Source organism: Nocardia xishanensis NBRC 101358 (assembly GCF_001613365.1).
In the GTDB taxonomy this organism is placed as follows: Bacteria; Actinomycetota; Actinomycetes; order Mycobacteriales; family Mycobacteriaceae; genus Nocardia; species Nocardia xishanensis.
In genome coordinates, this window is record NZ_BDCF01000015.1 from 47,778 (window position 1) to 71,763 (window position 23,986).

Consider the following 23,986-nt stretch of genomic DNA (forward strand, 5'->3'; position numbering starts at 1 on the left):
CGGGCCGGACAGGCTCCCGGCCTCACCGTGCCGCGCGGGACGCGAACGCGGCCGCCAGCAGCACCGTCGCCCCTTCCGCCATGCCGGTCACACCGAGCGCCCGCGCCGCAGACACCGTGGTCGCGCCGGCGAGGCTCAGGAACACGGTCCCGAAGGAGGCGATGCCGACGACGATACCCAGCTGGACGTGCGTGACGAGGATGCCGCTCGCGTCCGCGGCCACCGCGCGCGGAACGGTCGCCAGCGTGCGAGTCATCAGCGGGGTGAAGGCGAGGCCGAACCCCAGCCCCATCAGTCCGAAGACAACCAGGGCGAACGGCCCCGGCTCGGCACCGTTGCGCAGCATCGCCGCGAGCACCGTCATTGTCGCAGCGCCGAGGACGAGTGCCAGCGGAATCATCGCGCGGTGGAACCGCTCGGGGACGCGCTGCCAGTTCAGGCTCGCGAGGGCGAAGACCGCGCCCATCGGCACGAACACCAGTCCCGCGTGCAGCGCGGAGTAACCGAGCGTGTTCTGCAGGTGGATGGCCATGACGAACATCCAGCCGCCGAAGGTCGCCATCACGACCAGCAGCGTCGCCGCGGTGAGCAGCAGGCCCGGTGCGCGCAGCGCCTCCCGCGCGAACAGCGGCGCACCGCCGCGCCGGGCGACACGGCGTTCGACCAACGCGAACGTCACGGCGCCGAACGCGCTGGCGCCCAAGGCGATCCACGTCCACGCGGGCCAGTCCTGTTCGGCGCCGAGCACCAGCGGCACCACCAGCAGCAGAACCGAAACGGTGAGCACGGTGAGCCCGGCCAGATCGAGTTTCCGGTCGAAACGCGGTCCGTCGGCGGGAAGTACACGCGGGGCGAGTACCAGCAGTACCGCGCCGACCGGCACGTTCACCAGGAACACACCCCGCCAGCCGCTGCCGAAGAGATCGGCGTCCACGATCAGTCCGCCCAGCACCTGACCGACGACCACGCCGCCGGAGATGATGGCGGAGTACACGCTCAGCGCCTTGGCCCTGGCCTGTCCGCTGAAGTCCCGCTGGATGACGGTCATCACCTGCGGAATCATCGCCGCCGCGCCCGCACCCTGGACGAAGCGGAACACGATGAGCGCCACCGCGTTCCAGGCAAGCCCGCAAGCCAGCGAGGCGACGGTGAACAGCGCGAGTCCCGCGATGAAGGCGCGCCGCTGGGTGAAACGGTCGCCGAGGCGAGCGCCGGTGACCAGCAACACCGCGTAGGCGATCACGTAACCGGCGACGATCAGCTGGAGCGCGGACCCGCTGGTGCCCAGCCCCGAACGGATCGACGGGATGGCGACGTTGACGATGGAAGCGTCGAGCACGGCCATGAACTGACCGGTGAGGATGATGGCGAGGATGGCCGTGGCGCGCCATGCGCCGCGGGCCGGGGCGGCCGCCGTGTCGGCTGGCCGTGTCGGCAAGGTCTGGGTCATGGGATCGAGCTTGCGCGATCGCCGACACCGGTAACAGGAGCCCGATAAAACTAGTACTGGCACCACCTGGATAAGCCGGACACGATCGGTGAGGATCACTGTATGACCGATACGGTGGATGCTCGCGCCCTGCGCAAGGCCCGGCGAAACGAGCTGGGCGCCTTCCTGAAATCGCGGCGCGCCCGCATCTCACCGGAGGATGTCGGCCTGCCGCCGGGGCCGCGTCGGCGTACGCCCGGGCTGCGCCGGGAGGAGGTGGCGCAGCTGTCCGGAGTCGGGGTGACGTGGTACACGTGGCTGGAACAGGGGCGCGAAATCAATGTGAGCGTTCAGGTTTTGAATGCGGTGGCCCGGACGTTGTCGTTGGATGCGGCGGAGAAGGCGCATCTATATCGGATGGCGGACGTGCCGACGGTGCCTTCTGGCCATTCGGGGTCGGCGTTGCCGGAGGAGTTGCAGGTGATTTTGGATCATCTGGAGCCGTTGCCGGGGGTGGTGTTGAGTGCGCGGTATGACGTGTTGGCGCACAACAAGCCGTATGAGGCGCTGTGCCCTGGCTTCCTGTTGGAACGTAATGTGGCCCGCCGCGTCTTCCTGACGCCGGAGTGTTGCAACACCTATCACCATAATTGGGATGATCTTCGTCGGATGGTGGGGTATTTGCGTGGGGCGTACGCGAAGAATCTGGGTGATCCGGGGTGGGAGGAGTTCATTGCCGAGATGTGTTCGGAGAGCGAGGCTTTCGCATCTTTGTGGGCGCTGAACGATGTGGCGGTGCCGGCGAGTCGGACGAAGCTGGTGCGGAATTTGGCGGTGGGGGAGTTGGAGATGTTCTTGACGAGTATGTCATTGCCGTCGGTGCCGCATGCGTGGATGCAGGTGTTTACGCCGACCGATGAGGTGGGGTGGGGGAAGTTGCGGGAGTTGTTGGCGATGGCCGAGGAGGAGCGGCAGCGTCCGTGGGTGGAGCATCGGGAGAGGTTTCACGCTGCGGCGGGGTGAGTTTCGTATGTCGCGCTGAAACAAGGGCCTCGACCGTTGGGGTGCGCCTGATGATTTCGTGGGTTTGTTGTCCGCGGGCGGCCCGGGGTGGGGTCGGGTGCCGCGGAGCGCTCCCTCGAGCGTGACTCCACCACCCATCTGGGAACCGTGGACTTCGTCACCGCGAAAAAGAATGTGGTCTTTCTCGGGCCGCCCGGGCCCGGTAAGACGCATCTGTCGATCGGGCTCTCGATCCGGGCCTGCCAGGCCGGGCATCGGGTCGCGTTCGCGACCGCCGCGAAATGGGTGGCGCGGCTGGCCGAGGTTCCTTGTCCTACCACCAGTCTTAAGCAGCCGATTGTCGGATCATTCGCCGAATGGACCCGAGCGACGGCCGCTAGGTGCGCCGTCTCGTCTTCGACCCGCTGACGCCGCCACCACACCGTGGGAGTCTTTGTGGTTATCGCCGGGATAGACCTGAGGTCATGCGTGGCCCGCACGTTTTGCGGCGGCGTCGATCTCGGCCATGTGCTCCTCCGCCCACGCCCGCAGCGCGGCCAACGGATTTTCCAGGGAGAGTCCGAGATCGGTAAGGCGATAGTGCACGCGCGGCGGAACAGTGGGTTCGACGCGGCGGGCGACCAGTCCGTCGCGGCACAGGCTTTGCAGAGTGACCGACAGCATCTTCTGCGAAACGCCGGGCATCCGACGCTGCAGTTCGGCGAAGCGCACCTCGCCGGGCGCGGCCTCGGCGAGAAGTTTCACCACCATGGACACCCACTTGGTGCCGAGCCGATCCAGTAGCTGGCGGGTCGGGCAGCGCGGAGAGAACAGATCTCCGCGCTGGCCTGTGCCGGGTCGGGTAGTCACCTAGAGCTCACCACCTGTCTCGAAAGTGCCGTCTTCGCAGTTTAGCCATACTTACCTATGGTCATGTAGTAACTATCAGTAACCCAAGTGGAGAATCGAATGCCTTCGGAACTGCCCGATTTCACAGTGCAGATGGTGGCAACCAACGACATCGAGGCGAACGTGGCGATCGCCGGCACCGGACCGGCAGTCCTGTTACTGCACGGCTTTCCACACACCTGGCAGCTGTGGCGCGAGGTGATGGGCCCACTCGCCCGACGACACCGGGTGATCGCGCCAGACCTGCGCGGCCTCGGCGCCAGCACACGAGCACTCGACGGCTACGACGCGGACACCCTTGCCACCGACGCCGAGGGGCTGCTCGACGCCCTGGGCGAAACCAGCGCCTCTGTCGTCGCGATCGATGCCGGTGTTCCCCCGGCGTTCCTCCTCGCGATGCGACGGCCCGAACGAGTCAATCGGCTGGTGCTCATGGAATCGCTGCTGGGCACGCTGCCCGGTGCCGAAACCTTTCTGGCCGGTGGGCCGCCCTGGTGGTTCGGGTTTCACGCGGTGCCGGGTCTTGCCGAAAAAGTCCTTGCTGGAAACGAATCCGATTACCTCGACTGGTTCCTGGCGACCGGCACCCGGGGGCGCGGCATACCCGCGCAAACCCGCGACGCCTTCGTCGCCTCCTACACCGACACCGATTCCTTGCGGTGCGCCTTCTCCTACTATCGGGCGATGCCCACCAGCGCTGAGCAGATCCGGCAAGCTGTCGACACCGCCCGGCTCACCGTGCCGACCATGGCCATCGGATCTCACCCGGTCGGAACCGCACTCGAAAACCAACTCCGCCCCATCGCCGACACCCTGACCGGCCACATGATCGAGGACTGCGGCCACATCATCCCCCTCGACCGCCCGGCGACTCTGGTGCCGCTGCTCATCGACTTTCTCGATTCCTGAAGGGCAACACACGATAATGCCTGCGGGCTCAGGGGGTTCGCAGGAACGTGGACACGGTCTCGGGTGCACCGATGAATTCCTGGCGGATTCGTCGTCGATACCTCTGGATGCACCGAAAGCGGTGGGTCGGAACAGAAGCAATTCATCCGGACTTTGATTCGGCGGGGTAAGTGGGAGGCGCGGTGAGCGGTATCAGAGTGTTGGTGGCGGGAGCGAGCATTGCGGGGCCCGCGCTGGCCCACTGGTTGCACCGGCGGGGAGCTGTGGTGACCGTGGTGGAGCGGGCCGCCGAACTGCGTCCCGGTGGCCAGGCCGTGGACGCGCGTGGAGTGACCAAGGAAGTCATCCGGCGGATGGGGCTGGACCCGGCGGTGCGCGCGGCCTGCACCCAGACCATCGGCGCGCACACCGTAGACGTGGACGGGAACGTGCTGGAGACCTTCCGCGTGGACGACGACGGCGGCGACGGATTCATCGCGGAGATCGAGATCCTGCGCGGTGACTTGTCACAGGTGCTCTACGAGGACACCCGTGACGATGTCGAATATGTCTTCGGCGACCGGATCGCCGAACTCTCCCAGGACGCGGACGGGGTCGAGGTGGTCTTCGACAGCGGTAACCGGCGGCGTTTCGAGCTGGTGGTCGGAGCCGACGGGCTGCATTCCGCGCTGCGCACAACGGTTTTCGGGCCGCACGAGCAGTTCGTCCGCCACCTCGGGCACGTGCTGGCCTTCTTCAGCGTGCCCAACGAGTTCGGACTCGACAAATGGCTGATCGAGTACCAGGAGTCCGGGCGCTCGGCCGGGCTGCGGCCGATACAGGACGCCACCCGGGCGATGGCCATGTTCTCCTTCGCCGCGGCCGACGTCGATGTCGATTACCGCGATATCGAGGCCCAGAAGCGGCTGCTGCGTGAGCGGATGGACGGCCTGGGCTGGTTGACCCCGCGCATCCTCGCGCATCTGGACGACACCCCGGACTTCTATCTCGACCAGGTCGCTCAGGTCGTGATGGATCGCTGGTCGCGTGGGCGAGTGGGGCTGCTCGGCGACGCGGCGTTCAGCTCCTCCCCGATGTCGGGCCAGGGCACCGGGCTGGCCCTGGTCGGCGCCTACGTGCTGGCCGGCGAGCTGGCTGCTGCCGAGTGGAATCCAGAGATCGGTTTCGCCCGCTACGAGGCGCGGATGCGCTCGTTCGTCGAGGCCAATCAGGAGATCGCCCAATTGAACGCCCGCAGCCGCGACATCCCCGGGGCCGATGCCGAGCCGGGCCCCGATTTCACCGGAGAGTGGTTCGCCGAGCTGGTCGAGCGCGCGATCAACGGGGTCGAACTGCCCGACTACGCGGAGCTGCCGGACTCCGGAATCCTAGCCGGACCGCCGGCCGCCTCGTCGGCCAAGCCCTAGGTGTCACATAGCGTGTCGAACGGGGCAACGCTTCAGTAGGACGCCGTCGCACTGCGTCCGCATATGCCGCACCTGGTCTGGGGGTCGGCACAGAATCGAACCCGCCTGACGCGAACGCGGCGACCTCGGCGACGACAGCCCGCACCTCGGCCGCCTGCGTCGCCGCCATCCCCACGGCCCCGTCCACGATTTCCTCGCCGAGTCCGTCTCGGGGTCAGGACAGGTAGCCGGTCAGCCCGTCAACCACACGCTGGGTGACCCCGCAGGGTTCGAGAGCATCGGATTTGAGGTTTCTGGTCACGAACACCGTTTGCCCGCCCGCCACCGTGATGCTCACATAGCAGCCGATCTTGTTCGTGTCCTGGGCCGCACGGTATCGGGTGGCGTCGTGCCCGCCTGCGCGCACCGCGGCGAAATCGGTGTAGCGGCCGGACTGCTCGACATCCTGCAAGCTCTGGTGGGTGGAGGTGATGGTCACCTCGAAGGCGTCGGTGGCCGAACGCCAGCGACAACCCGGCTCGCCGTCGGATCCCTCGACGACCTGCTTGCTCTCGGGTCGCAGCCCCTGATGCGCGATGTCGGCGTCGGCGATCGCGCACGGATTCCACATCGCCGGTGCCGAGGTCCGTGACTCCGCCGTGGTCGGCGCGGTCCAGGACGCTTGCGGCGCGGGCGTGGGCTTTTCGGCGCCCAGGGTCGGCTCTTGCTGGCCGCCAATGGAATTCGTGGCCGAGCTGGTGGCTGCCGCGGAAACTGTCACCGATCCCGTCGTGGTCCCCGCACCCGCGTCCTTGTCCTCGGCGGTGGTGCAGCCGGACAAGACGAGCGCCGCCCCGACAACACAGACCAGAACAGCCTTCTTCACGTTACCCGTCATGAGCGAAACCCTTTCCGCCACTGCGCGTTTGCGCGCAGCCGACCCGTCGATATCGCCGGGCCGTACTCACATATTCGATCAGCGGGACCCAGCCTGCGGCCAGGACTCGAGGGTGTATCGCCAAGTCGCTCAACACGTTACGTCAGGCAACGAAGTTCTCCCGTTGGTTCGTCCGCCGCCGCCCGGCAGGGCGCTCCGGTGGCCACAGACGTCGTTCGAACAGCACCAGCACGAAGCAGGCCAAAACAGTCACGAACACTCCCAGCAGCAACGGCAAGGCGAGAATCCAGAACTCCTCCTGCTGCCTTCTCGGCGTAGGCGGTGTTCATCGCGGCGAGAAGGACTTGGGGGCGACTCCCGAATTTCGGGCGGATATGCCGTAGGCCATTGATAGGGTTGGGTTTTCGAGTTGCTGCGCTGCGGTGGCGGGGTGGTTGGCGCTGTGCTGGCTGGGGTCGGTGTCTGAGGTGGAGGGTGGACGGCGAGGTCGAGGGCTCCTCGGGGCGGGCCAGAATATCGGGTAGGCACGGGCCAGCAGTAACAACAACCCCGCCGGATTCACTACCGAGAACTGTTGAGAGAAGCATGCAAGCTGATTTGACTGACCGCGTGCGACGCGCGGTGGAGGATGGCGTACGGGCTCGTTCGGCCTACTACGCATCGATCGGCCTGGACGATCTGCAGACGCTCGGTGCGCCGGCCGGCGAGCAACTGATCCGTCGGTTGGAAACCAGGATTGGGCAAAGCCTGCCGCCTTCGTACCGAGCGTTTCTCTTGCTGCACAACGGTTGGCAGATGGTGGATGGCGTCACCGATCTGCTGCCGGTGGAGGATCTGCTCGGCGGGGCGAAAGCCGAGAGGATCGAGGCTTGGCAGCGCCAGGCCGACAAGTCCGCGGATCCAGTCGCGGCGGGCGGTGTGGTGATCGGCTGGGCAGACGCTAACCAGACGCGGATTCTCCTCGATCCATCCGATGCGACGGACGACGGCGATTGGCGTCTGGTTCAGCACTACAAAGACGAAGAGGGCGAGTACGACAGCTTCATCCATTGGCTCGAAGAGTCGGTCGATGAGTACCAGGAGTTGGTGGAGTTGGGTGACATGCCGCTCGACGAAGACGAGTGACTGACCACGGCATACAGAGGATAGGTTCGACAGATGACAGTGCGTGAACACGATCGCATCGACCAGCTTGCGGTCGGCCGGGACGGCAGGCTGCTGTTGGCGATGACCGAGGACCGCGCCTACGGTCAGGGCGCGGATGTGGTACTGACCGAGGACTTTCGGCAGAAGTAAAAGGTCCCAACGCCTCTGCGGGACAGCCGGAATGGGTTGTCCCGCAAGGGCAGCGACTCACCTCAGCGGGGCCATCCACGGGACTGCGTTGTGAGCAAAGCTCTGCTTGACCGGCACCAGGTCGGCATGATCATCCAAGGCCGTGATCGTGACCCCCACCAAGCCGGCTTCATCCCCCTTGGACGCGACCGAGGAACCGCACTTCGGACAGAACCCGCGGCAGATCTGTGGGAAGGTCTCGAACCAGGTCGGTTCTCCGCCCGGACCGGTCCAGGCGAATCCTTCCTCCGGGAAGGACACCCACGACATCACCGGGGCGCCTGAAAGTCGCTGGCAGTGCTCGCACGAGCACAGGTGAGGGAAGTCGGGGTCGCCGGTCGCGGAGAACCGGATGTTGCCGCAGAGACAGCCGCCGTTCACATCGCTCCTTGGGCGGCCGGATCGTGGCGGCGCTGTCGGTGGTCGTCCCCAACAATGTCGCGGCCCGCACCGCTGTTCCCGCGCTGCAAGCCGCCGGCCGCGGGATCTCCCGGATGCTGGGCGGCGCCAACTCAGGCCAGGGCGATCGCCTGACTCGAGTGGATCGAGCGCGTGCGGCGGCGAGCCCCGCCTGCGGTCCGCCCTTCTCGCCGACAGCGACGGCGGAGCCCAGAACCGGTGTGACTTGCGCTCCGTCCCGTGGGCGTACCTCGGAAGCGAAAATCCTTACCTGGCATTGCAGATCCATGTCGATTCAATGCGCTGCTCGGATCCGCTATTCCGATCCCATCTGTCCCCTCGGATGATTCCTGCCCGGGTCGAGCCAACAAGCGACAGCTTTCCAATCAGCAGAGGTCATTCCTGTACGAGCACCCGCCCTGGCGTTGCATGTGTGCGGGCGTTGACGGTCTTTCATTGTCGATGGCAAATCGCTCCCGCATATACGGCAATGCGTGTTATCCATGAGTGAACCGGGTTCCATCTGGTCGGGCTCCGAGCGCGGATGCGCAAAGGTATCGATATTGCGGGCCTATGACATTGACTCAGGGCAACCATGACTAGGGCCCGTTTCAGGTCCACGCCATTGTGGACCGCCATCGGCGTCGTTGCCGGACGGCGGGGTGTCGAGCACCCACACCTGAAACGGGCATTCCGGCGGAACTGGATCGGCGTGCGGTCTGATCGGCCTGTCGTGGGTGCGGCCTGCGGGAGACCCCACGGCAGCACCGAGCTCCAGTCGACCATGATCAGTGCGTAGGGGCCGAATACAGCGGCCAGGCTGCACGTGCTAGTTCGTGGTGCCAGGGAACGAAATCCCTGGGCGGGCAATGCTGAAACCTACGCTGGTATCTGCGCCGGCGGCGTCGACGGGTTTGCTGACCAGTTCTTCAGCGTCGGGTTGTCGAGACCCTGGCCCTTTCCGGCGGTGTCGCGCAGGACCGCATGGCGGTGGTCGTTGATCGAGGGGTCGATGCGCACGCGGCAGTGGGTACGGGGGTTTCAAAATCGCGTCCATCGCCATTGCCGAGACCGTGGTTGCGGCGGAATGAGTTTGGTCCAGAAGTCGTGGCGGACTGCATCCCATAGCTTGTTCATTTCCGGAAGGAGTTCTCGGGCTTGTGCGAGATCGGGAAAGCCCTCGGGGCCGAAGGATACGATCGGCGTGGCACCGGATTCCTCGTGGACGGCGACGATGGATATCAGATAGTCCTGAAACGGCCGCCATGTCGCGCGCAATCCGTCGGCTTCGGTTCTTCGGATGTCATCCATATTTTGTTTCTAACTCGTCGACTTTGTTCTGAAGCGTTTTCGCCCGTTGTCGATGTCTACCTCCTGCTGATTGCAGGAATACTATCGATCGGGTCGGGCGCGAGCATGGGCGAGAACGGAAACATTCTCTGTTTACGCAACTCGTCGGCGTTGGTGGTGTGAAATTTGTGACCGGAAACAGTCGGTGGCGCTCTCCAGCGCGGGCGCCGCCGTGCTGCGACTGGAACGGCGGATGCTGATCGACCGGAGTAATTACGCACCCGCTCGACCGCACTCCGCTAGCTGCGGTAAGTGTGGGCGATCAGTGCCGAACGCAGGTACCACAGCCCGCCCGCCGTGGTGGGATCGAAGCCTGTGAGCTGACCGATCCGCTTGAGCCGGTAGTCCACGGTATTGGTGTGTACATGCAGTAGCCGCGCCGTGCGCTGGCGGTTCAGGTTGTGCGCGATATGGACCTGTAGGGTCTCCAGCAGTTCCGGATGCTCGTCGAGTGGGTCGAGCAGCGACCCGAGATATTCGCGGGCGGGGCCGGGGCGGGTGAGCTGGTATTCCAGGGCCAGATCGTCGAAGTGATACAGGCCCGGCACCGACCGCAACCGGGTGATCACGTCGAGTAGTTGGTGGGCGCGATCGGCAGCGGTGGGGACGGTGTCGGCGGGAGCGGTGACCGTCGCCGCGGTGATGGGCACGCGGGCCGCCCGCGACAACTGCCCGATCAGCTCGTTCAAGGTGTCCTCGGTGATGTGATCGGCGGGGATGAGCAGGGTGCCGCCGTCGATCGAAAGCAGCGAAAGCACGGTGTCGCCGCACCGGGTGGCCAGTTCCGCCTGCACGCGCCGGAGTTTGCGCCGGGCAACGACTTTCGCGTCCAGCATCGGGTTGGATTCGTCCGGGTGAGGCGGAATGGCGAGGGCTATTACGCGATAACGGTCGGAGATGTCGATACCGCACTCGCGGGCCATGGTGGATGTGGGATGGCCCCCGAGCAGCGCCGAGGTGAGCGTGTGCACCGCGGTGTGGTGCTCCGACACGACCGCACGCAGTTCGCGCACGTAGGCCACAGAGACCGCCGTGGTCATGGTGTCGAGCATTTCGACGACGAGTTTGGCGCCGTCGAGGATGCTTTGGTAGTCGGCCACGCTGGGGGTGAGCATCGGCTCGGTGTCGGCCGAGCCGGAGGCACGCTGCTGGACCAAGGCGGGGGACACCACCAAGTCGAAGCCGATCTTGAAACCCTCGTGGATGGCGTGGTGAATGGTACCAATGGGCACGCCTTCGCGAGCCCATTGGGCCGCGGCGTCCTCGAGCTGCTCGGTCTTCTCCGGAATGTTGCTGCCGTCCAGCATGCTGACTGCCAGTTCCAAGCACACGCGGGTGATGACGGTGATGTCGCCGTGGATCGCGTCACCGGGCAAGGTGCCACAGGGAGCGACGGTTTCGACGAAATGCCCGACCATCTGCCGTGACAAAGCCCGCACGTCTTTCAACGGCAACGACATGGGGCGGCCGGAAACAGTGAGTCCTTGCCGGCGCGGAGCTGTGACAGGCATGGTCGAACGTCCTTCCATCTCCGTTAACTGCACTATTGCACCAGCGTAACCAGGCAAAGATTCGTGAGAACGGTTTACTCCGAGTATCGTGAAATTTCCGGAGGGGCAGTCGGCAAGCTATTGTGATAGTTCACAATGTCCATCGCTGAACTGCCACTGACGTGCCGAGATGCCGGTGGGTAGCGAGTCGAGCACGACGGGGACGTCGCCGAAACAAGCGCAACCGACGGGATCGATAGCGCGGATCCACTCGTCTCGGTTCTGCGTCGGCTCGCCTCGGCAGCGGGCACGGTGGCGGCCCTGGGTTGTGCAAACATCGCCGACCATACGACCGGCAAAGGGTTTGTTTCCCTAACCAAGGACTGGCCGGTCTGCAGCTTTTTATCTGGCCGTCGATACAGGTGTTCCACCTTGCCGGTTTCGCCTTCGTCGAATTCTCGAAGCTGGCTGGAGGCGATCGAGCGGATCGCGACAACAGAGGCCGAAGCCGCTGGTGCGCAGCACGAACCGGTGGTCGAGGTTTTCGATAGCCCCCGCCCCGGGGGCATCGGCTCCGGCGGTCGCGGCGCTCGTGGTTGCCGCACGCGCGGAACTCGATGGTGCACAGCACATCTGGTCTCGGTGCGCGAGTGTCTGGAGCTACTCTGGAGTTTCACCGCGAATTCAGTTGCCGCGCGGACGAGCCCAATGGCATTCTGCCGTTCGGCAGTCGAAATCAGAGGCATTCGCACTCATGACATCTCAGAAACCAAAGATTATGTTGCCGTCTTCGTCCAACCTGTTTGCCTCGTCTCGAAGGCGTGCATCACGATTCCAGAGGAACTCGGCCGCGCGTTCGGAAGCGATCAGATTGCTGTGACCCTGGATGCCGAAGTCGTCGACGAACGCCCGGCCAGTGATGATCAGCCCGAGCAGGCGAGGAATGACAAGGCCACCAGGGTCTTCGACCAGTGCACTGATGGAGGTGGTAACCGGACCGAACTCGTAGCCCGTCAGATCGCTCCCGGCCAGAGCATCGGCCAGTGGTTGCGTCACCGCGTACGCGCCGCTGTAGGAGGTAATCAGTTCACCCTCAACTGGGAAGTGAAACTCGAAATGAGCCGAGACCACTCGCGGAGGGTCAGAGTTGGAGTCCCTGCTGACCTCGCCGAAGCCGGCAGGGATCTCGGGGTCGATCAGGTAGAAGGTCATGGATTACGCCCCCCCAGGTCGGTATCAGCACGTCAAAGGTCGATGATGATCTCGCCGCTTTCGTCCAGCCTGGACGAATATTCCCGAAAAATCTCATCACGAGCGAAGAGGAACTCGGCTGCCCGTCCCGAGGCGATCAGCTTGCTGCGACCCCTCATGCTGAAGTCGTCGACGAACACTCGGCCGGTGATGACCAGACCGGACAACGGCGGGATGACAAAGTCTTCGGAGTCTTCGACCAGCGAACTGATCGAGGTTGTGACCGGTCCGAACTCGTATCCGTTCGAACCGCGCGGGCCACTGGGCCTGAGCAGGTAGAAACTCATCGGTGACATCCCCCCAGAGATTCAGGACCCGAGCGATCTCTCCTTCGCGAGTCGGCATCGTTGCCGGCCTTTACGCGTCTCGCGGCTTGTCACGATACCTCACCGGCCCCCAGGTCTGCCGCAGTTCTCGTGGCCAATGGCGGCGATTCCGTTGAACCGCAACGCATCCGCCAGCTGCGGAAGGCGCCGCGTCGATAGCGACCAGCCCGAATCCAGGGGCACCGGGCGATCCAGCACATGCGATCACATGCCCACTGATCGGTCGCCGCAGGTACTTTCATCAACCCGCCGCCCGAGGCTTTGCCAGATGCACCTTCCCGGGCTAGGAATTAGGTTGTCGCGTCGGGTCCCTACACCCGATGCCGCACCGGCAGCAGGAACGAGACGGGTCGCACCAGGTGCGGCGCGAGGCGGTGGAGCAGCAGGTTGCGCTCCCTTCAACGCCTCGCGCACGAGTCGGAAGTCGAGCCGCTCCAGATAGCGCAAGCCGCCGTGGATCGGCTTGCAGGAGCGGCTCGACGTGCCTGCCGCGAAGTCCCTGGCCTGCACCAGGGTTACAGTCGGGCCGACGTCGCCCCTCATTCGTCGACGTCGATCCAATCGAGGGTGCGGGAGACGGCCTTCTTCCAGCGCGCGTAGCCGCGCTCGCGCTGCTCTTCCGACCAAGTGGGAGCCCAGCGCTTGGCCTCGTTCCAGTTCTGTTCGAGCTCGTCGGTGTCGTTCCAGAAGCCGACGGCGAGCCCCGCCGCGTAAGCGGCGCCCAGCGCGGTGGTCTCGGCGACTACCGGCCGCGACACCGGCACACCGAGGAAGTCGGCCTGCAACTGCATGCACAGCTCGTTGGCGGTGACGCCGCCGTCCACACGCAGCACGTCGAGCTTCACCCCGGAGTCGGCCTGCATGGCCTCGACGACGTCGCGGGACTGGTAGCAGATCGATTCCAGCGTCGCCCGCGCCAGGTGGGCGTTGGTGCTGTAGCGCGACAGGCCGACGATGGCTCCGCGCGCGTCCGAGCGCCAGTACGGCGCGAACAGTCCCGAGAACGCCGGGACGAAGTACACCCCGCCGTTGTCCTCGGCCTGCCGGGCCAGCGATTCGCTCTGCGCCGCACCGGAGATGATGCCCAACTGATCGCGCAGCCACTGCACCGCCGAGCCGGTAACCGCGATCGAACCCTCCAACGCGTACACCGGCTTGTCCGAGCCGAGCTGGTAGGCGACCGTGGTGAGCAGTCCGTGCTGCGACCGCACGATCTCGGTCCCGGTGTTCAGCAGCAGGAAGTTGCCGGTGCCGTAGGTGTTCTTGGCTTCGCCGGGACGGAAGCAGACCTGCCCCACCGTGGCCGCCTGCTGGTCGCCGAGCACACCCGACAGCGGCACCGCACCGCCGAACGGACCGTCGGCGCGGGCAGTCCCGAACAGCTCCGGGTTGGACGAAGGCGCGATGGCGGGCAGCATCGCGCGCGGGATGCCGAAGATCGACAGCAGCTCGTCGTCCCAGTCCAGCGTCTCCAAACTCATCAGCATGGTGCGGCTGGCATTGGTCGGATCGGTGACGTGTACCCCGCCGTCCACGCCGCCGGTGAGCTGCCACAGCAACCAGGTGTCGGTGGTGCCGAAGAGCGCGTCGCCACGCTCGGCGTCCTCGGCCACACCCGGAACGTTGTCCAGGATCCAGCGCAGCTTCCCGCCGGAGAAGTAGGTGGCCGGCGGCAGGCCCGACTTGCGCCGGATGGTGTCACCGTGCCCGGCCTTCTCCAGGTCGGAGGCGATGCGATCGGTGCGGGTGTCCTGCCACACGATGGCGTTGCAGTACGGCCGCCCGGTCTTGCGGTTCCATACCACCGTGGTCTCGCGCTGGTTGGTGACGCCGACCGCGGCCAGATCGCTCGCCACCAGATCGGCCTTGGTGAGGGTGCTCTGGATGACCGCGCGGGTGCGCTCCCAGATCTCGGTCGGGTTGTGCTCCACCCACCCCGGGCGCGGCAGGATCTGCTCGTGCTCGAGCTGGTGGCGGGCAACCTCGTTGCCGCTGTGGTCGAACACCATGAAGCGGGTGCTCGTGGTGCCTTGGTCGATGGCGCCGACGAACTTGGTCATCGCGGTCCTTTCGAGAAACTGCTGTCGGAAATCGGTTCAGAACAGGAACTGGGCAGCGAGACCGGCGAGCGCGCCGCCGACCAGCGGGCCGAGCACCGGCACCCAGGCATAACCCCAGTCGGAGTTCTTGCGGATCGGTTCGGCGCTGACCTCGGGCAACTCGACCGACGAGCGGGCGCCGACACCCACCGGAACCCGGGCCTCATCGGCCGGCACGGGCTGGCTGACCGGCAGGAGTGCGTGCGCGATGCGCGGACCGAGGTCGCGAGCCGGGTTGATGGCGTATCCGGTCGGGCCGCCGAGCGACGCGCCGATGCCGACGACGAGGAACGCCGCCGCGACCGGGCCGAGCCCACTGGGGGTGTGTCCGAACGCGAGGATCACCAGGACCAGGGTGAACGTGCCGATCACCTCGGTGGCGAAGTTCCAGCGGAAGGCGCGGATCGCGGGGCCGGTGGCGAACACCGCGAGCTTCTTCTCCTCGTCGGTCTCCTCGTCGAAGTGGCGCTTGTAGGCCAGGTAGGCAACGGTCGCGCCGAGGAACGCGCCGGCCAGCTGACCGCTCAGATAGGCGAGCGTCGTGGCGCCCGAGATGGCGATACCGGAGGCGTACTCGTCGGCACCGCTGAACAGGATGCCGATGGTGACCGCAGGATTGAGGTGGCCGCCGGTCTTGTAGGCGACATAAACGCCGGCCAGCACCGCGAACCCCCATCCAAAGTTGATCAGTAGCCAGCCGCCGTCCTGTCCTTTGGACTTGGCCAGCAGTACGTTCGCGACCACACCAACCCCGAGCAGCAGCAGTACTCCTGTACCGAGTGCTTCGCTGAGGAAGATTGAGCCGAAGTTCATCGTTGAGCCTCCGTTTCGCCCCGCAGGTCGCGGGCGCGACCGTGCCGAACGGAAATTACGGGGCGATTTCCGAGTCGGACATAGCTCGTATTCGACAATGCCGAATGGCCCGGCTGGTTGCCAGACCGCGGCGCCACTACCGTCCGACAAGCTAGGAGGATGTATGGCGCAGCTCACACTGGGTTTCAATGATGTAACCCAGGTATTACCGAAGATTCGACATTGTCGAATCGCCACTCGCCGGAGAGGTTTCCCGACATGCCAGGTCCGATCCAATCAATCGAACGAGCGGCGGCCGTACTGCGGCTGCTGGCTCGTGGATCCGGTCGTCTCGGCATCGGCGACATCGCGGGTGCACTCGATCTCGCCAAGCCGACCGCGCACGGCATTCTGCGCACGTTGCAGGGCGTCGGTTTCGTTGAGCAGGACCCGGCAACCGGCAAATATCAGCTCGGCGCCGCGCTGCTGCATCTGGGCACCAGCTATCTCGACGCAAACGAGTTGCGCTCCCGGGCGATCAACTGGGCCGACGCCCTTGCGGCGCGCACCGGAGAGTCGGTGCGGATCGGCGCCCCGGTCGACGGCGCGGTGGTGGTGGTCCACCACGTGTTCCGGCCGGACAACACCGAGCAGGCGCTCGAGCTCGGCGAACTCCTGCCCCCGCACGCCACTGCTCTGGGCAAGGTCCTGCTGGCCTACGACACCGACCTGGCCGCCAAGGTACGCGGGAGCGAGCTGGCTCCGCTCACACACCGCACTCTCGTCGACCGAGCCGCGCTTGCCAGGGCGCTGGCCGTGGTGCGGCAGGCCGGATGGGCAGGCGACACCGAGGAATTCCGGTCGGGTGAGGCGGGTATCGCCGCGCCGATCCGGGCGCCCGGCGGTCTCGTGGTCGGCGCCATCGGCATCACCGGCCGGGTGGATCGACTGTGCGACGCGCAGTTGCGGCACCGGCCGGCGCTGGTCGGTTACGTCCTCGACGCCGCACGGGCGGTCTCGAGGGATCTCGGTGCGCCGCACTGAGTTCCGGCAGGCCGGTGACTGGCGGACTTCGACCGAAGGCGGCCGCCGATGACGCAACGTTACGTGCTGTCCATCGATCAGGGCACCACCTCGACCCGCTGCATCCTGTTCGACCAGCGCGCCCGCTTGGTCGGCGTCGCGCAGCGCCCGCACCAGCAGCACTATCCGCGCCCGGGATGGGCAGAGCAGGACGCGCTGGAGATCTGGCGCAACGTCGAGCGGATCGTGCCGCAGGCGATGCGGGATTCCGGCGTGGCCGCCAACCAGATCGTCGCGCTCGGCATCGCCAATCAGCGCGAGACCACCGTGGTGTGGGACCGCCGCACCGGGATGCCGATCGGGCGTGCCATCGTCTGGCAGGACGTGCGCACCGAGGAGTTGGTCGGCGAGCTGCGCGAACGTCCGGGTGCGGACCGGATCCGCGAGCTCTGCGGCCTGCCGCTGGCCACGTACTTCGCGGCGCCGCGGCTGCGGTGGATGCTGGACGCAGTCCCGGGTCTGCGCGAGCGCGCCGAGCGCGGCGAGGTGCTGTTCGGCACCATGGAGACCTGGCTGATCTGGAATCTCACCGGCGGGGTCGACGGCGGGCTGCACCTCACCGATGTCACCAACGCCAGCCGCACCTTGCTGATGAACCTCAGCACCCTCACCTGGGACGACGAGCTGCTGGCGTTCTTCGGCATTCCCGCGGCGATGCTGCCGCACATCCAGCGCTCCACCGCGTCCTACGGCGCGACCCGCCGGGTGGTGCCTGGCATCCCGATCGCCGCCGCGCTGGGCGACCAGCACGCCGCGCTGTTCGGCCAAACCTGTTTCGCGCGTGGGGAAACCAAGTGCACTTACGGCACCGGCGGGTTCCTCATGATGAACACCGGACGCGATCTGGTGCGGTCCGAGCACGGCCTGCTCACCACGATCGGCTACCAGATCGGCCCCGAGCCGGTGTACGCGTTGGAGGGACCGATCGCGGTCACCGGCTCGCTCGTGCAGTGGGTGCGGGACAACATCGGCCTGGTCACCAGCGCGCCGGAGATCGAAACGCTCGCGCGCACCGTCGAAGACAACGGCGGCTGCTATGTGGTGCCCGCGTTCTCCGGGCTGTATGCGCCGCATTGGCGCAGCGACGCCCGCGGCCTGATTGCCGGACTGACCTCCTACATCACCAAGGGGCACATCGCCCGCGCCGTGCTGGAGGCCACCGCGTGGCAGACCCGCGACGTGGTCGAGGCGATGAACGCCGACTCCGGCCTGCAGGCCGCAACTTTGCGCGTGGACGGCGGCATGACGTCGAACAACCTGCTCATGCAGATCGTCGCCGACGTACTCGACGTACCCGTCATGCGTCCGTTCGTCGCCGAGACCGTCTCGCTGGGTGCGGCGTACGCCGCTGGCCTCGCCGTCGGTTACTGGCCGGATCTGGAGGGACTGCGCAACAATTGGCGCCTTGCCGCCCAATGGCTTCCGCGAATGGACCCCGCGCATCGCGAGGACGAGTACGAGAAGTGGAGGCGCGCGGTGGAACTGACCTTCGGCTGGGTGCGATCGAAACCGCGTGCTCGGTAGAAGCGTGTCGTCCGCGGGCGCGCACCGCGGCGGGCTTTGTGGTCCGGGCACCTGGGTTGGCGTCGCACTCATCCGGCTTCATGTGGGATGTGCGATGTGGACGCACGCATGGCAGAAACGGCAGGTGCCCTCCCGGGGAGCGGCTGCCGAACCACGCATTGCACCTGATCCGACACCAGCAGTTCTGAATAACCGCTCATGCCGCTGCCCGCCAACCCAAGCGGCCAGCGCTGGGAGCCGACCGTCAGGCTGATCGTGGGCGCGAACGTCTGCTATTGCCTTGACATAACGAGCAGCCATGACAGGACGTCTATGTCAAGGGATTGAAGTTTGCGGAATCGTATTGTCAACGGTGCGTTCGTGAGAGCGGGTGGCTGCGAATTAGCGTCGTCGAGGAGCCTGACCGGCAACCGGCATATGCGGCACTGTTTGTTGCATGCAGGCCGAGAGGTACGGTGGCTACCGGTTCGCGTGCGGGGCGCTGAACGCGCACAGAGGGGGTTTCATGCAGTCGAATGACCGTCCGTCGCAAGGTATTCCGAATCTGCCCTATGAACCGATGCCCCCGGAGCCGTCCGGCTACTCACGGATGCCGGCATCGTACATACTGCAGCGACCGGAAAAGATGAACGGTTTCGCGATCGCGACCCTCGTGTTCTGATTGATCGGCGCTTGCGCCCTGGCGATCCCGTTCGGCATTGTCGCGCTGGTCCAGATCAAATCGACTCGTCAGCAAGGAAAAGGCTTTGCTATCGCCGGTCTGGCGGCCTCGGCGGTATGGCTGCTCGGAGCGAGCGCCGGAGCGGTGACGTCGACCATCGACGCCGACCGCAGCGACTTGCGCGGCACCGCCGCGTCGGTGGCCTCGACTACTGTTGCGGACCGTGGCGGTCCGCGCGCCACCGTCGGTATGACATCGATCGACGATCTGGGTCCGGGTGATTGCCTCACGAACGCCCCCGCCGATGCCAGGGTCACTCACGTAACCCTGGCCCCCTGCAACGAACCGCACTATGCGGAGGTGATCACCGAGGTACACCTGTCCGGACCGTGGCCCGGCACCGCACAGGCCTTTCAACAGTCCGAACGTCTCTGTATGGACGCCACGATGGCGATCCTGACCAACAGCACCATGCTCGATCAGCTTCGCAACCTCGTCCTACCCGGACCAGGTCCGCTGGAGCCTCGCGGGCACGGCCACCTGTTTGGTAATCAACGGCTACGGCCCACAACTCACCACCGCAGTACCGCGCTGACCGAGCCTCCAATCACGGGTGGTCGGGGTGGGCAAGATGCTCCGCCGAACCTCTGTGTCGGCGACGGAAGATAGGGCTCGTACACGGATAAAGAAGTGGACGCTGCGGCCGAGATCGCCCGCACCACCGCACGATTCGACTGGTTCCGGACCGTGGCCGACCCATGGTTCCTATGCCAGAACACTGACATGAGTCGAGACGGTGTCGGCGTCGACCTGGAGACGTCACTGGGCTACCTGCTGAAAGAGGCGTCGAGCGCGCTGCGCGTAGCCATGGAGGAGGTGCTGCGGCCGCTCGGGATGAGCGTGACGCACTACTCCTGCCTCGAGCTGCTGGCTCAACGACCGGGCTTGTCGAACTCCGAGCTCGCGCGGGGCGCGTTCGTGACACGGCAGACGATGAACGTGCTGCTCCAGGCCTTGGAACGAGACGGCTACGTGACCAGGCCCGCGGAGGCGCCCGTCGGGAAGGTTCTTCCCACGCGGCTCACGCCTCGCGGCCGGCGGAGCCTCGAGAAGGCGTCCGTAGCGGTCCGGTCCGTCGAGGTCAGAATGCTGGCCGGCATGACCGAGGCCGAGCAGTCGGACGCGTTCCGGATCCTGCGGAGCATGATCCACTCCCTGCGCGATGGCAACGACGGTCCATAGGTCGTCGATCACCGCGCGTATCGCGGTGTTCGGTCGGACGCGTACCAGCCCGGGCCGCGGGGACGACTACGAGCCGAGCTGCTCGCGAACGAATGCCGCCGCCTGGTCGCGGTAGTCGTTGACGAAGTATGCGAAATGCCCAGGACTCAAGGCATTTCCGAACCCGGCGGCCGGATCGCCGCCCTGGCAGACGCGGTCGGCGGCATCGCAGTAGGAGCGCACGCGGTCGGTGAATTCTCCGAGGGCGCCGACGGGCAGCGCGGCGACGCCCGACAAGGCGGGATCGTAGTTGCCGCGGTTGAAGGGGTCGGCGCCGTTGAACAGCGGACTGCCGAACAGGGCGATTGCGTCGATCTGTGCGGCGGCCTGGTCGGTCAACGCGGTTCGCGTGCGAAGGGTGTTGCCGATGACGCGGGTGCCCTGGGAGTAGCCGAGGAGGACGAGCTGCTGATTCGGGCATTCGGTTGCGGTCTCGTTCACCAGTGCCGTCAGGTTCTCGACGCCGCGCACGGGGCTGTCCGGGGCCATCGAGGCGGGATACTCGAGTTCGGTCACCGTGGTGCTGCGGCCGGATTCCTGGGCGATCCGCCCGGCCAGCGGGGTCAGCAGCAGACTGCCGATCTGCGGTTCGAGCGTGCCACGCACGGTGACGACGCGGACCTGGGCACAACCTGTGGGACTGGGGGTGGGCTCAGCGGAGGCGATCGGGAGGACCGGCAGCGCGAGCGCCGCGGCGACGGTCGTGGTAGCGCACAGCAGGACTCGAGATCGTTCACGCATGCGCCCCAATGTATTGCGCCCAGCGGCCACAGCGCCAGCTGTCGCACACTAGTTCAGAGAAACGGACGGCCCTCGACACACAGCCCACTGGGTGATCGAGATGAAATGGGACGGCATGTGCAGTTCAGAGGCTGATGCCGGAGGTGCTGGTCGTCGCGGCAGGTGTGGTGTGAGTCGACGTGGCGGGCAGTCCTCAGCGGCGCGCGCGCAGTATGCGGATCGCGCGCAGTGCGCGGGGCGGTTCGTCTCCGAATTTTGTGGATCCGTCGAGGTAGCGGGTGATGAGGTCGGGCGCGGAGTGGTCTTCGAGGTCGGTGAAGCCGAGGGCGCGCAGCTGTGCGGCGATGTCGTCGGGCGTGAGGTAGCTGAGCACGGGTTCGCCGAGGTCGGCGAGCCGATCGGCGCGTGTTTGTTGGTGCGCATGTTCTTCGTCGCTGTTGGCGGGCTGCAGGTAGTCGAAGACCACCTCGACCGGCTGGGCTTGACCAGCGATGTATTCGAGTGTGGTGTGGGCGGCGTTCGGAGTCAGATAGAAGATGACGCCGAGCCACAGGAATACGGTGGGGTTCGTCGGTTTGAATCCGGTGGATTCCAATCCTGCTTTCAGCGTCTGGGTTTCGAAATCGACCGGCACGAAGGTCAACGTCTGAGGGCGGTCGATTCCGGCGGTAGTGAGGCGTTCGCGTTTCCAGGCTTGGGTGGCGGGGTGGTCGACCTCGAAGACACGCAAGTCCGGGAGAGGATTGCGGTAGGCGAAGGTGTCCAGGCCTGCGCCGAGGATCACGACCTGCCGCGCACCAGCGGCGATGGCCGCGGCCGCGGCGTCTTCGGCGAAGCGCGTGCGTGCGGCGAAGAACAGTCGGCGGGGTCGATCGCTGGCCCCGTCGCCGGGGTGATTGGTTGTGGGCGTGCCCGATTCGGCCAGTTCCTCTGCGGTGAGGCCGAGCAGACGTGCGGCCAGGGGGTCGGTGAAGATTTGTGGTCGGTCAACGGTTTGGTGATAGGCGCGGGCGTACGCGGTGATGAGCGCTGTCCGGCTGGGTCCGTCGTTATCCATATTCGAGAACCTACTTGCGAATGTGGCGCGTGCCACATGAACTCACTCACGCTCACTCCGCAAAGGAGCACGCCGGTAACACTGATTACGGCCGGTCCTCCTTCGGAGCGGTTGCCATGAGTCGACAGGGGAGGGCTCGAACCTGTTATCGAGGCTGGGTTGATGTGTTGGGCCGGGTCATGAGTTCGCGGTTGGTGGTAGCGGGGCGGAACCACCAGCTTGCATGCTCGGCAAGTGGAACATACAGGCTGCGTCGGTTACGAATTGGTACACGGCAGGCCGGCGGTATGCCGCTGGGTACTCCCGCGAGCGCATATCCGAGTTCGACGCGGAGTTGTGCCATCGGTTCCCGGACTACGCCCGCATGTACACCGACCGATCGAAACGGCCGCCTGTGCGGTCGGCGCAAAGCCGTCGTCGATCCGTGGGTGACGGTCGTAGTTGCGGATTCGGCGGATATTCGTGCTGTGGCTGGTCTGCCGAGTCAGTTCCGCTTCATGCTGCCGACACTCAGCGAGCCGCTCGGGGCGGTCCGCAGCTTCTTCTCCGTCGCACGGACGTAGCCGAGGGGATCCTTGTCGACGGGCCGGACGCCTGCGTAGTTTCGCGCCTCGTAGGCGGCGAAGGCGACGGCCAGTTGATGGCGGCGCGGCAGCCCGGTCAGGCGGCGGAAGTCGGTGAGACCTTCGCGTTCCTCCTCGGCCATGTGATCGCTGTTGGCCAGGTTGGCCGCAGCGACAGCCGCGTACCAGTCATCGGTGCCGACCTGATGACGCGCCACTTCGGCGATCGCGTCCCTGATCTCGTTGTGATCATGGATGGCGTCGAGTGTCTCGTCCTCCACCCCGGCCGCCCGCCGTGCGGCGATACCGGCCTGTAGCAGCGCGGGGTAGAAGATCTCCTCCTCCGCCTGCGCGTGCAGTTCGAGGAAGGCAGCCAGCCTGGCCCAGATCGCGGAGAGCGCGCCGGTCTCCATGCGATCGATCTGCTCCAGGATCGCGAACAGGCGCCGCTGCTCATGGTGGTCGTCGAGGATCAGCTCGGTAATGTCCACAATTCCTCCCTGATGTCGAAGTTCAGGTCAGTACTGGACGCCAGGGCAGACCGCCCCTCGAGGCAGCTGGCATGTCCCTCAGAGGCTCGACAATAACTCACCGGCCCCGCCGAGGACTGTGGGGCCGGATGTGCCCGACCCCCACAAGTGCCGCCTGCGCCCGACGGCGCTGCCCGGGACACCGAAAATTCCGGCGGCGTAGACAATTTACGCAGGAACACTCCCACTGATGGTCCCAGTTCATTACGGCGAGTTCGTAATTGATGATCGGTGTCGGTGACAGTCTTCCATCCGCCGCGGATATGACTGCCGCTGGAGCGGGGCGCGCGCCAGCATCGAACGGGCCGTGCGGCCACGAATCAGGAGGCCGACGGTTGACGTGACTATGTAGACCGGTCTAGTCTGTGGATATGGCAGTCTCGGGTAGTTCGACGCGGACACGGATGGTTGAGGCCGCTTGGTCGCTTATCGAGGCAAAGGGCTACTACGGCGCCGGGCTCAATGAGGTGCTCGCGGTAGCCGATGCGCCTCGTGGCTCGCTCTATCATCACTTCCCCGGAGGCAAGGATGAACTAATCGGTGAGGCACTCGGAGTTGCCGGCAGGGAGGTCGATCGGATCGTAGGGGAGTTGGTTCCGAAAGCGCCGACCACCTGTGATCTCGTCCAAGCCTTGCTGGAACGGCTGGCCGACCGGATGGTGGCAGCCGATTACGCCAAAGGTTGCCCGGTGGCGACTGTGGCCCTGGAGGTTTCCGCGAGCAACGACAGCCTCCAGTCGATCTGTGGCGGCATCTACTCGAGCTGGCGGCGAGCGCTGGCCGATGCGCTCCGCGCCGAGGGTCATGACGTGGCCGAGTCGGACGAACTCGCGACGACGGCGCTCGCCCTGATCGAAGGTGCGTTGGTGCTGGCGCGGGCCGACCGCAGCCGGGTCCCGATCGAGCAGGTCGGCCACCGTATCGCCAAGCTGTTCGCCATCGACTGACAAGCGCCCCAGAAATGGGGTGCCC

General features: G+C 65.8%; 24 protein-coding genes and 2 pseudogenes. 11 read left to right on the forward strand and 15 right to left on the reverse strand.

The window, feature by feature from the left end; genetic code table 11:
- Positions 1–22 precede the first annotated feature (22 nt).
- Positions 23–1,450, reverse strand: coding sequence for an MFS transporter (locus NX1_RS14340; protein ID WP_068058587.1), 1,428 nt, complete (start codon positions 1,448–1,450; stop codon positions 23–25).
- Positions 1,451–1,552: 102 nt separating this feature from the next.
- On the opposite strand from NX1_RS14340, the gene NX1_RS14345 reads away from it, so the two are divergent.
- The gene (locus tag NX1_RS14345; protein ID WP_068058589.1) at positions 1,553–2,452 is read left to right on the forward strand and encodes a helix-turn-helix transcriptional regulator; all 900 of its coding nucleotides are present in this window, start codon (positions 1,553–1,555) and stop codon (positions 2,450–2,452) included.
- A 108-nt stretch (positions 2,453–2,560) separates the two neighbouring features.
- A pseudogene (locus NX1_RS35380) lies at positions 2,561–2,752 on the forward strand (ATP-binding protein); the annotation flags it as partial.
- Between the two features lie 162 nt (positions 2,753–2,914).
- On the opposite strand, the gene NX1_RS14350 reads toward NX1_RS35380, so the two are convergent.
- Positions 2,915–3,301, reverse strand: coding sequence for a winged helix-turn-helix transcriptional regulator (locus NX1_RS14350; protein ID WP_068058591.1), 387 nt, complete (start codon positions 3,299–3,301; stop codon positions 2,915–2,917).
- A gap of 99 nt (positions 3,302–3,400) precedes the next feature.
- Between NX1_RS14350 and NX1_RS14355 the strand changes: the two genes are divergently transcribed.
- A complete protein-coding gene (locus tag NX1_RS14355) occupies positions 3,401–4,249 on the forward strand; it encodes an alpha/beta fold hydrolase (RefSeq protein WP_068058773.1) in 849 nt (282 codons plus the stop codon).
- A 182-nt stretch (positions 4,250–4,431) separates the two neighbouring features.
- Positions 4,432–5,655 carry an FAD-dependent monooxygenase gene (locus NX1_RS14360; protein ID WP_068058593.1) on the forward strand — a complete coding sequence of 408 codons (1,224 nt, stop codon included), beginning with the start codon at positions 4,432–4,434 and terminating at the stop codon, positions 5,653–5,655.
- Positions 5,656–5,869: 214 nt separating this feature from the next.
- Here the strand turns inward: NX1_RS14360 and NX1_RS14365 are convergent, their stop codons facing one another.
- Entirely contained in the window at positions 5,870–6,532 is a 663-nt protein-coding gene (locus NX1_RS14365; protein ID WP_157119734.1) for a DUF3558 family protein, read from the reverse strand.
- 585 nt (positions 6,533–7,117) lie between these two features.
- Here NX1_RS14365 and NX1_RS14370 point away from each other — a divergent pair.
- Together NX1_RS14370 and NX1_RS36230 are read left to right on the forward strand one after the other, a co-directional pair.
- Positions 7,118–7,657, forward strand: coding sequence for an SMI1/KNR4 family protein (locus tag NX1_RS14370; RefSeq protein ID WP_084501428.1), 540 nt, complete (start codon positions 7,118–7,120; stop codon positions 7,655–7,657).
- A 33-nt stretch (positions 7,658–7,690) separates the two neighbouring features.
- The gene (locus tag NX1_RS36230) at positions 7,691–7,828 is read left to right on the forward strand and encodes a hypothetical protein (protein WP_157119735.1); all 138 of its coding nucleotides are present in this window, start codon (positions 7,691–7,693) and stop codon (positions 7,826–7,828) included.
- 57 nt (positions 7,829–7,885) lie between these two features.
- Here NX1_RS36230 and NX1_RS14375 read toward each other — a convergent pair whose 3' ends face one another.
- The 9 genes and pseudogenes from NX1_RS14375 to NX1_RS14400 form a co-directional block, all read right to left on the reverse strand.
- Positions 7,886–8,248, reverse strand: coding sequence for a GFA family protein (locus tag NX1_RS14375; protein WP_068058598.1), 363 nt, complete (start codon positions 8,246–8,248; stop codon positions 7,886–7,888).
- An 897-nt stretch (positions 8,249–9,145) separates the two neighbouring features.
- A complete protein-coding gene (locus NX1_RS36235) occupies positions 9,146–9,286 on the reverse strand; it encodes a hypothetical protein (protein ID WP_157119736.1) in 141 nt (46 codons plus the stop codon).
- A 21-nt stretch (positions 9,287–9,307) separates the two neighbouring features.
- Positions 9,308–9,577 (reverse strand): hypothetical protein, encoded by a 270-nt coding sequence (locus NX1_RS36240; RefSeq protein WP_157119737.1) that lies wholly within the window; start codon positions 9,575–9,577, stop codon positions 9,308–9,310.
- Between the two features lie 278 nt (positions 9,578–9,855).
- A complete protein-coding gene (locus NX1_RS14380; protein ID WP_157119738.1) occupies positions 9,856–11,076 on the reverse strand; it encodes a PucR family transcriptional regulator in 1,221 nt (406 codons plus the stop codon).
- Between the two features lie 792 nt (positions 11,077–11,868).
- Positions 11,869–12,318, reverse strand: coding sequence for a hypothetical protein (locus tag NX1_RS14385; RefSeq protein ID WP_068058602.1), 450 nt, complete (start codon positions 12,316–12,318; stop codon positions 11,869–11,871).
- Positions 12,319–12,350: 32 nt separating this feature from the next.
- Positions 12,351–12,644: a hypothetical protein gene (locus NX1_RS14390; RefSeq protein ID WP_068058604.1), complete on the reverse strand. Its 294-nt coding sequence runs from the start codon at positions 12,642–12,644 to the stop codon at positions 12,351–12,353.
- Between the two features lie 353 nt (positions 12,645–12,997).
- Positions 12,998–13,211: pseudogene (locus tag NX1_RS37980) on the reverse strand (FAD-dependent oxidoreductase); the annotation flags it as partial.
- An 11-nt stretch (positions 13,212–13,222) separates the two neighbouring features.
- On the reverse strand, positions 13,223–14,743 hold the full coding sequence (gene glpK / locus NX1_RS14395) for a glycerol kinase GlpK (RefSeq protein ID WP_068058606.1): 1,521 nt from the start codon (positions 14,741–14,743) through the stop codon (positions 13,223–13,225).
- A gap of 36 nt (positions 14,744–14,779) precedes the next feature.
- Positions 14,780–15,595 (reverse strand): MIP/aquaporin family protein, encoded by an 816-nt coding sequence (locus NX1_RS14400; RefSeq protein ID WP_068058608.1) that lies wholly within the window; start codon positions 15,593–15,595, stop codon positions 14,780–14,782.
- A 258-nt stretch (positions 15,596–15,853) separates the two neighbouring features.
- On the opposite strand from NX1_RS14400, the gene NX1_RS14405 reads away from it, so the two are divergent.
- From NX1_RS14405 to NX1_RS14425, 4 genes are all read left to right on the forward strand, one after another.
- Positions 15,854–16,618 carry an IclR family transcriptional regulator gene (locus NX1_RS14405; protein ID WP_068058610.1) on the forward strand — a complete coding sequence of 255 codons (765 nt, stop codon included), beginning with the start codon at positions 15,854–15,856 and terminating at the stop codon, positions 16,616–16,618.
- A gap of 48 nt (positions 16,619–16,666) precedes the next feature.
- Complete coding sequence (gene glpK, locus NX1_RS14410) at positions 16,667–18,181, forward strand: glycerol kinase GlpK (protein ID WP_068058612.1); 1,515 nt, start codon at positions 16,667–16,669, stop codon at positions 18,179–18,181.
- A 661-nt stretch (positions 18,182–18,842) separates the two neighbouring features.
- Positions 18,843–19,511: a DUF4190 domain-containing protein gene (locus NX1_RS14420; RefSeq protein ID WP_068058616.1), complete on the forward strand. Its 669-nt coding sequence runs from the start codon at positions 18,843–18,845 to the stop codon at positions 19,509–19,511.
- Positions 19,512–19,625: 114 nt separating this feature from the next.
- Complete coding sequence (locus NX1_RS14425; RefSeq protein WP_068058776.1) at positions 19,626–20,084, forward strand: MarR family winged helix-turn-helix transcriptional regulator; 459 nt, start codon at positions 19,626–19,628, stop codon at positions 20,082–20,084.
- 66 nt (positions 20,085–20,150) lie between these two features.
- Here NX1_RS14425 and NX1_RS14430 read toward each other — a convergent pair whose 3' ends face one another.
- The 3 genes from NX1_RS14430 to NX1_RS14440 all read right to left on the reverse strand — a co-directional run bounded on the left by NX1_RS14430 (position 20,151) and on the right by NX1_RS14440 (position 22,975).
- Positions 20,151–20,864, reverse strand: coding sequence for a cutinase family protein (locus tag NX1_RS14430; protein ID WP_068058618.1), 714 nt, complete (start codon positions 20,862–20,864; stop codon positions 20,151–20,153).
- A gap of 193 nt (positions 20,865–21,057) precedes the next feature.
- Positions 21,058–21,921, reverse strand: coding sequence for a class I SAM-dependent methyltransferase (locus tag NX1_RS14435; RefSeq protein WP_068058620.1), 864 nt, complete (start codon positions 21,919–21,921; stop codon positions 21,058–21,060).
- Positions 21,922–22,405: 484 nt separating this feature from the next.
- Positions 22,406–22,975, reverse strand: coding sequence for a hemerythrin domain-containing protein (locus NX1_RS14440; RefSeq protein ID WP_068058621.1), 570 nt, complete (start codon positions 22,973–22,975; stop codon positions 22,406–22,408).
- A gap of 443 nt (positions 22,976–23,418) precedes the next feature.
- Here NX1_RS14440 and NX1_RS14445 point away from each other — a divergent pair, with 443 nt between their 5' ends.
- Entirely contained in the window at positions 23,419–23,961 is a 543-nt protein-coding gene (locus NX1_RS14445) for a TetR/AcrR family transcriptional regulator (protein ID WP_218024126.1), read from the forward strand.
- The last annotated feature ends 25 nt before the right edge of the window (positions 23,962–23,986 follow it).

Excerpts from the sequence above, each read along its gene's own strand:
- NX1_RS14340 (WP_068058587.1), bottom strand. The coding sequence starts at position 1,450 with ATGACCCAGACCTTGCCGACACGGCCAGCCGACACGGCGGCCGCCCCG.
- NX1_RS14345 (WP_068058589.1), top strand. The coding sequence starts at position 1,553 with ATGACCGATACGGTGGATGCTCGCGCCCTGCGCAAGGCCCGGCGAAAC.
- NX1_RS14355 (WP_068058773.1), top strand. The coding sequence starts at position 3,401 with ATGCCTTCGGAACTGCCCGATTTCACAGTGCAGATGGTGGCAACCAAC.
- NX1_RS14365 (WP_157119734.1), bottom strand. The coding sequence starts at position 6,532 with ATGACGGGTAACGTGAAGAAGGCTGTTCTGGTCTGTGTTGTCGGGGCG.
- NX1_RS14370 (WP_084501428.1), top strand. The coding sequence starts at position 7,118 with ATGCAAGCTGATTTGACTGACCGCGTGCGACGCGCGGTGGAGGATGGC.
- NX1_RS36230 (WP_157119735.1), top strand. The coding sequence starts at position 7,691 with ATGACAGTGCGTGAACACGATCGCATCGACCAGCTTGCGGTCGGCCGG.
- NX1_RS36240 (WP_157119737.1), bottom strand. The coding sequence starts at position 9,577 with ATGGATGACATCCGAAGAACCGAAGCCGACGGATTGCGCGCGACATGG.
- NX1_RS14380 (WP_157119738.1), bottom strand. The coding sequence starts at position 11,076 with ATGTCGTTGCCGTTGAAAGACGTGCGGGCTTTGTCACGGCAGATGGTC.
- NX1_RS14385 (WP_068058602.1), bottom strand. The coding sequence starts at position 12,318 with ATGACCTTCTACCTGATCGACCCCGAGATCCCTGCCGGCTTCGGCGAG.
- NX1_RS14390 (WP_068058604.1), bottom strand. The coding sequence starts at position 12,644 with ATGAGTTTCTACCTGCTCAGGCCCAGTGGCCCGCGCGGTTCGAACGGA.
- glpK (WP_068058606.1), bottom strand. The coding sequence starts at position 14,743 with ATGACCAAGTTCGTCGGCGCCATCGACCAAGGCACCACGAGCACCCGC.
- NX1_RS14400 (WP_068058608.1), bottom strand. The coding sequence starts at position 15,595 with ATGAACTTCGGCTCAATCTTCCTCAGCGAAGCACTCGGTACAGGAGTA.
- NX1_RS14405 (WP_068058610.1), top strand. The coding sequence starts at position 15,854 with ATGCCAGGTCCGATCCAATCAATCGAACGAGCGGCGGCCGTACTGCGG.
- glpK (WP_068058612.1), top strand. The coding sequence starts at position 16,667 with ATGACGCAACGTTACGTGCTGTCCATCGATCAGGGCACCACCTCGACC.
- NX1_RS14425 (WP_068058776.1), top strand. The coding sequence starts at position 19,626 with ATGAGTCGAGACGGTGTCGGCGTCGACCTGGAGACGTCACTGGGCTAC.
- NX1_RS14430 (WP_068058618.1), bottom strand. The coding sequence starts at position 20,864 with ATGCGTGAACGATCTCGAGTCCTGCTGTGCGCTACCACGACCGTCGCC.
- NX1_RS14435 (WP_068058620.1), bottom strand. The coding sequence starts at position 21,921 with ATGGATAACGACGGACCCAGCCGGACAGCGCTCATCACCGCGTACGCC.
- NX1_RS14445 (WP_218024126.1), top strand. The coding sequence starts at position 23,419 with ATGGTTGAGGCCGCTTGGTCGCTTATCGAGGCAAAGGGCTACTACGGC.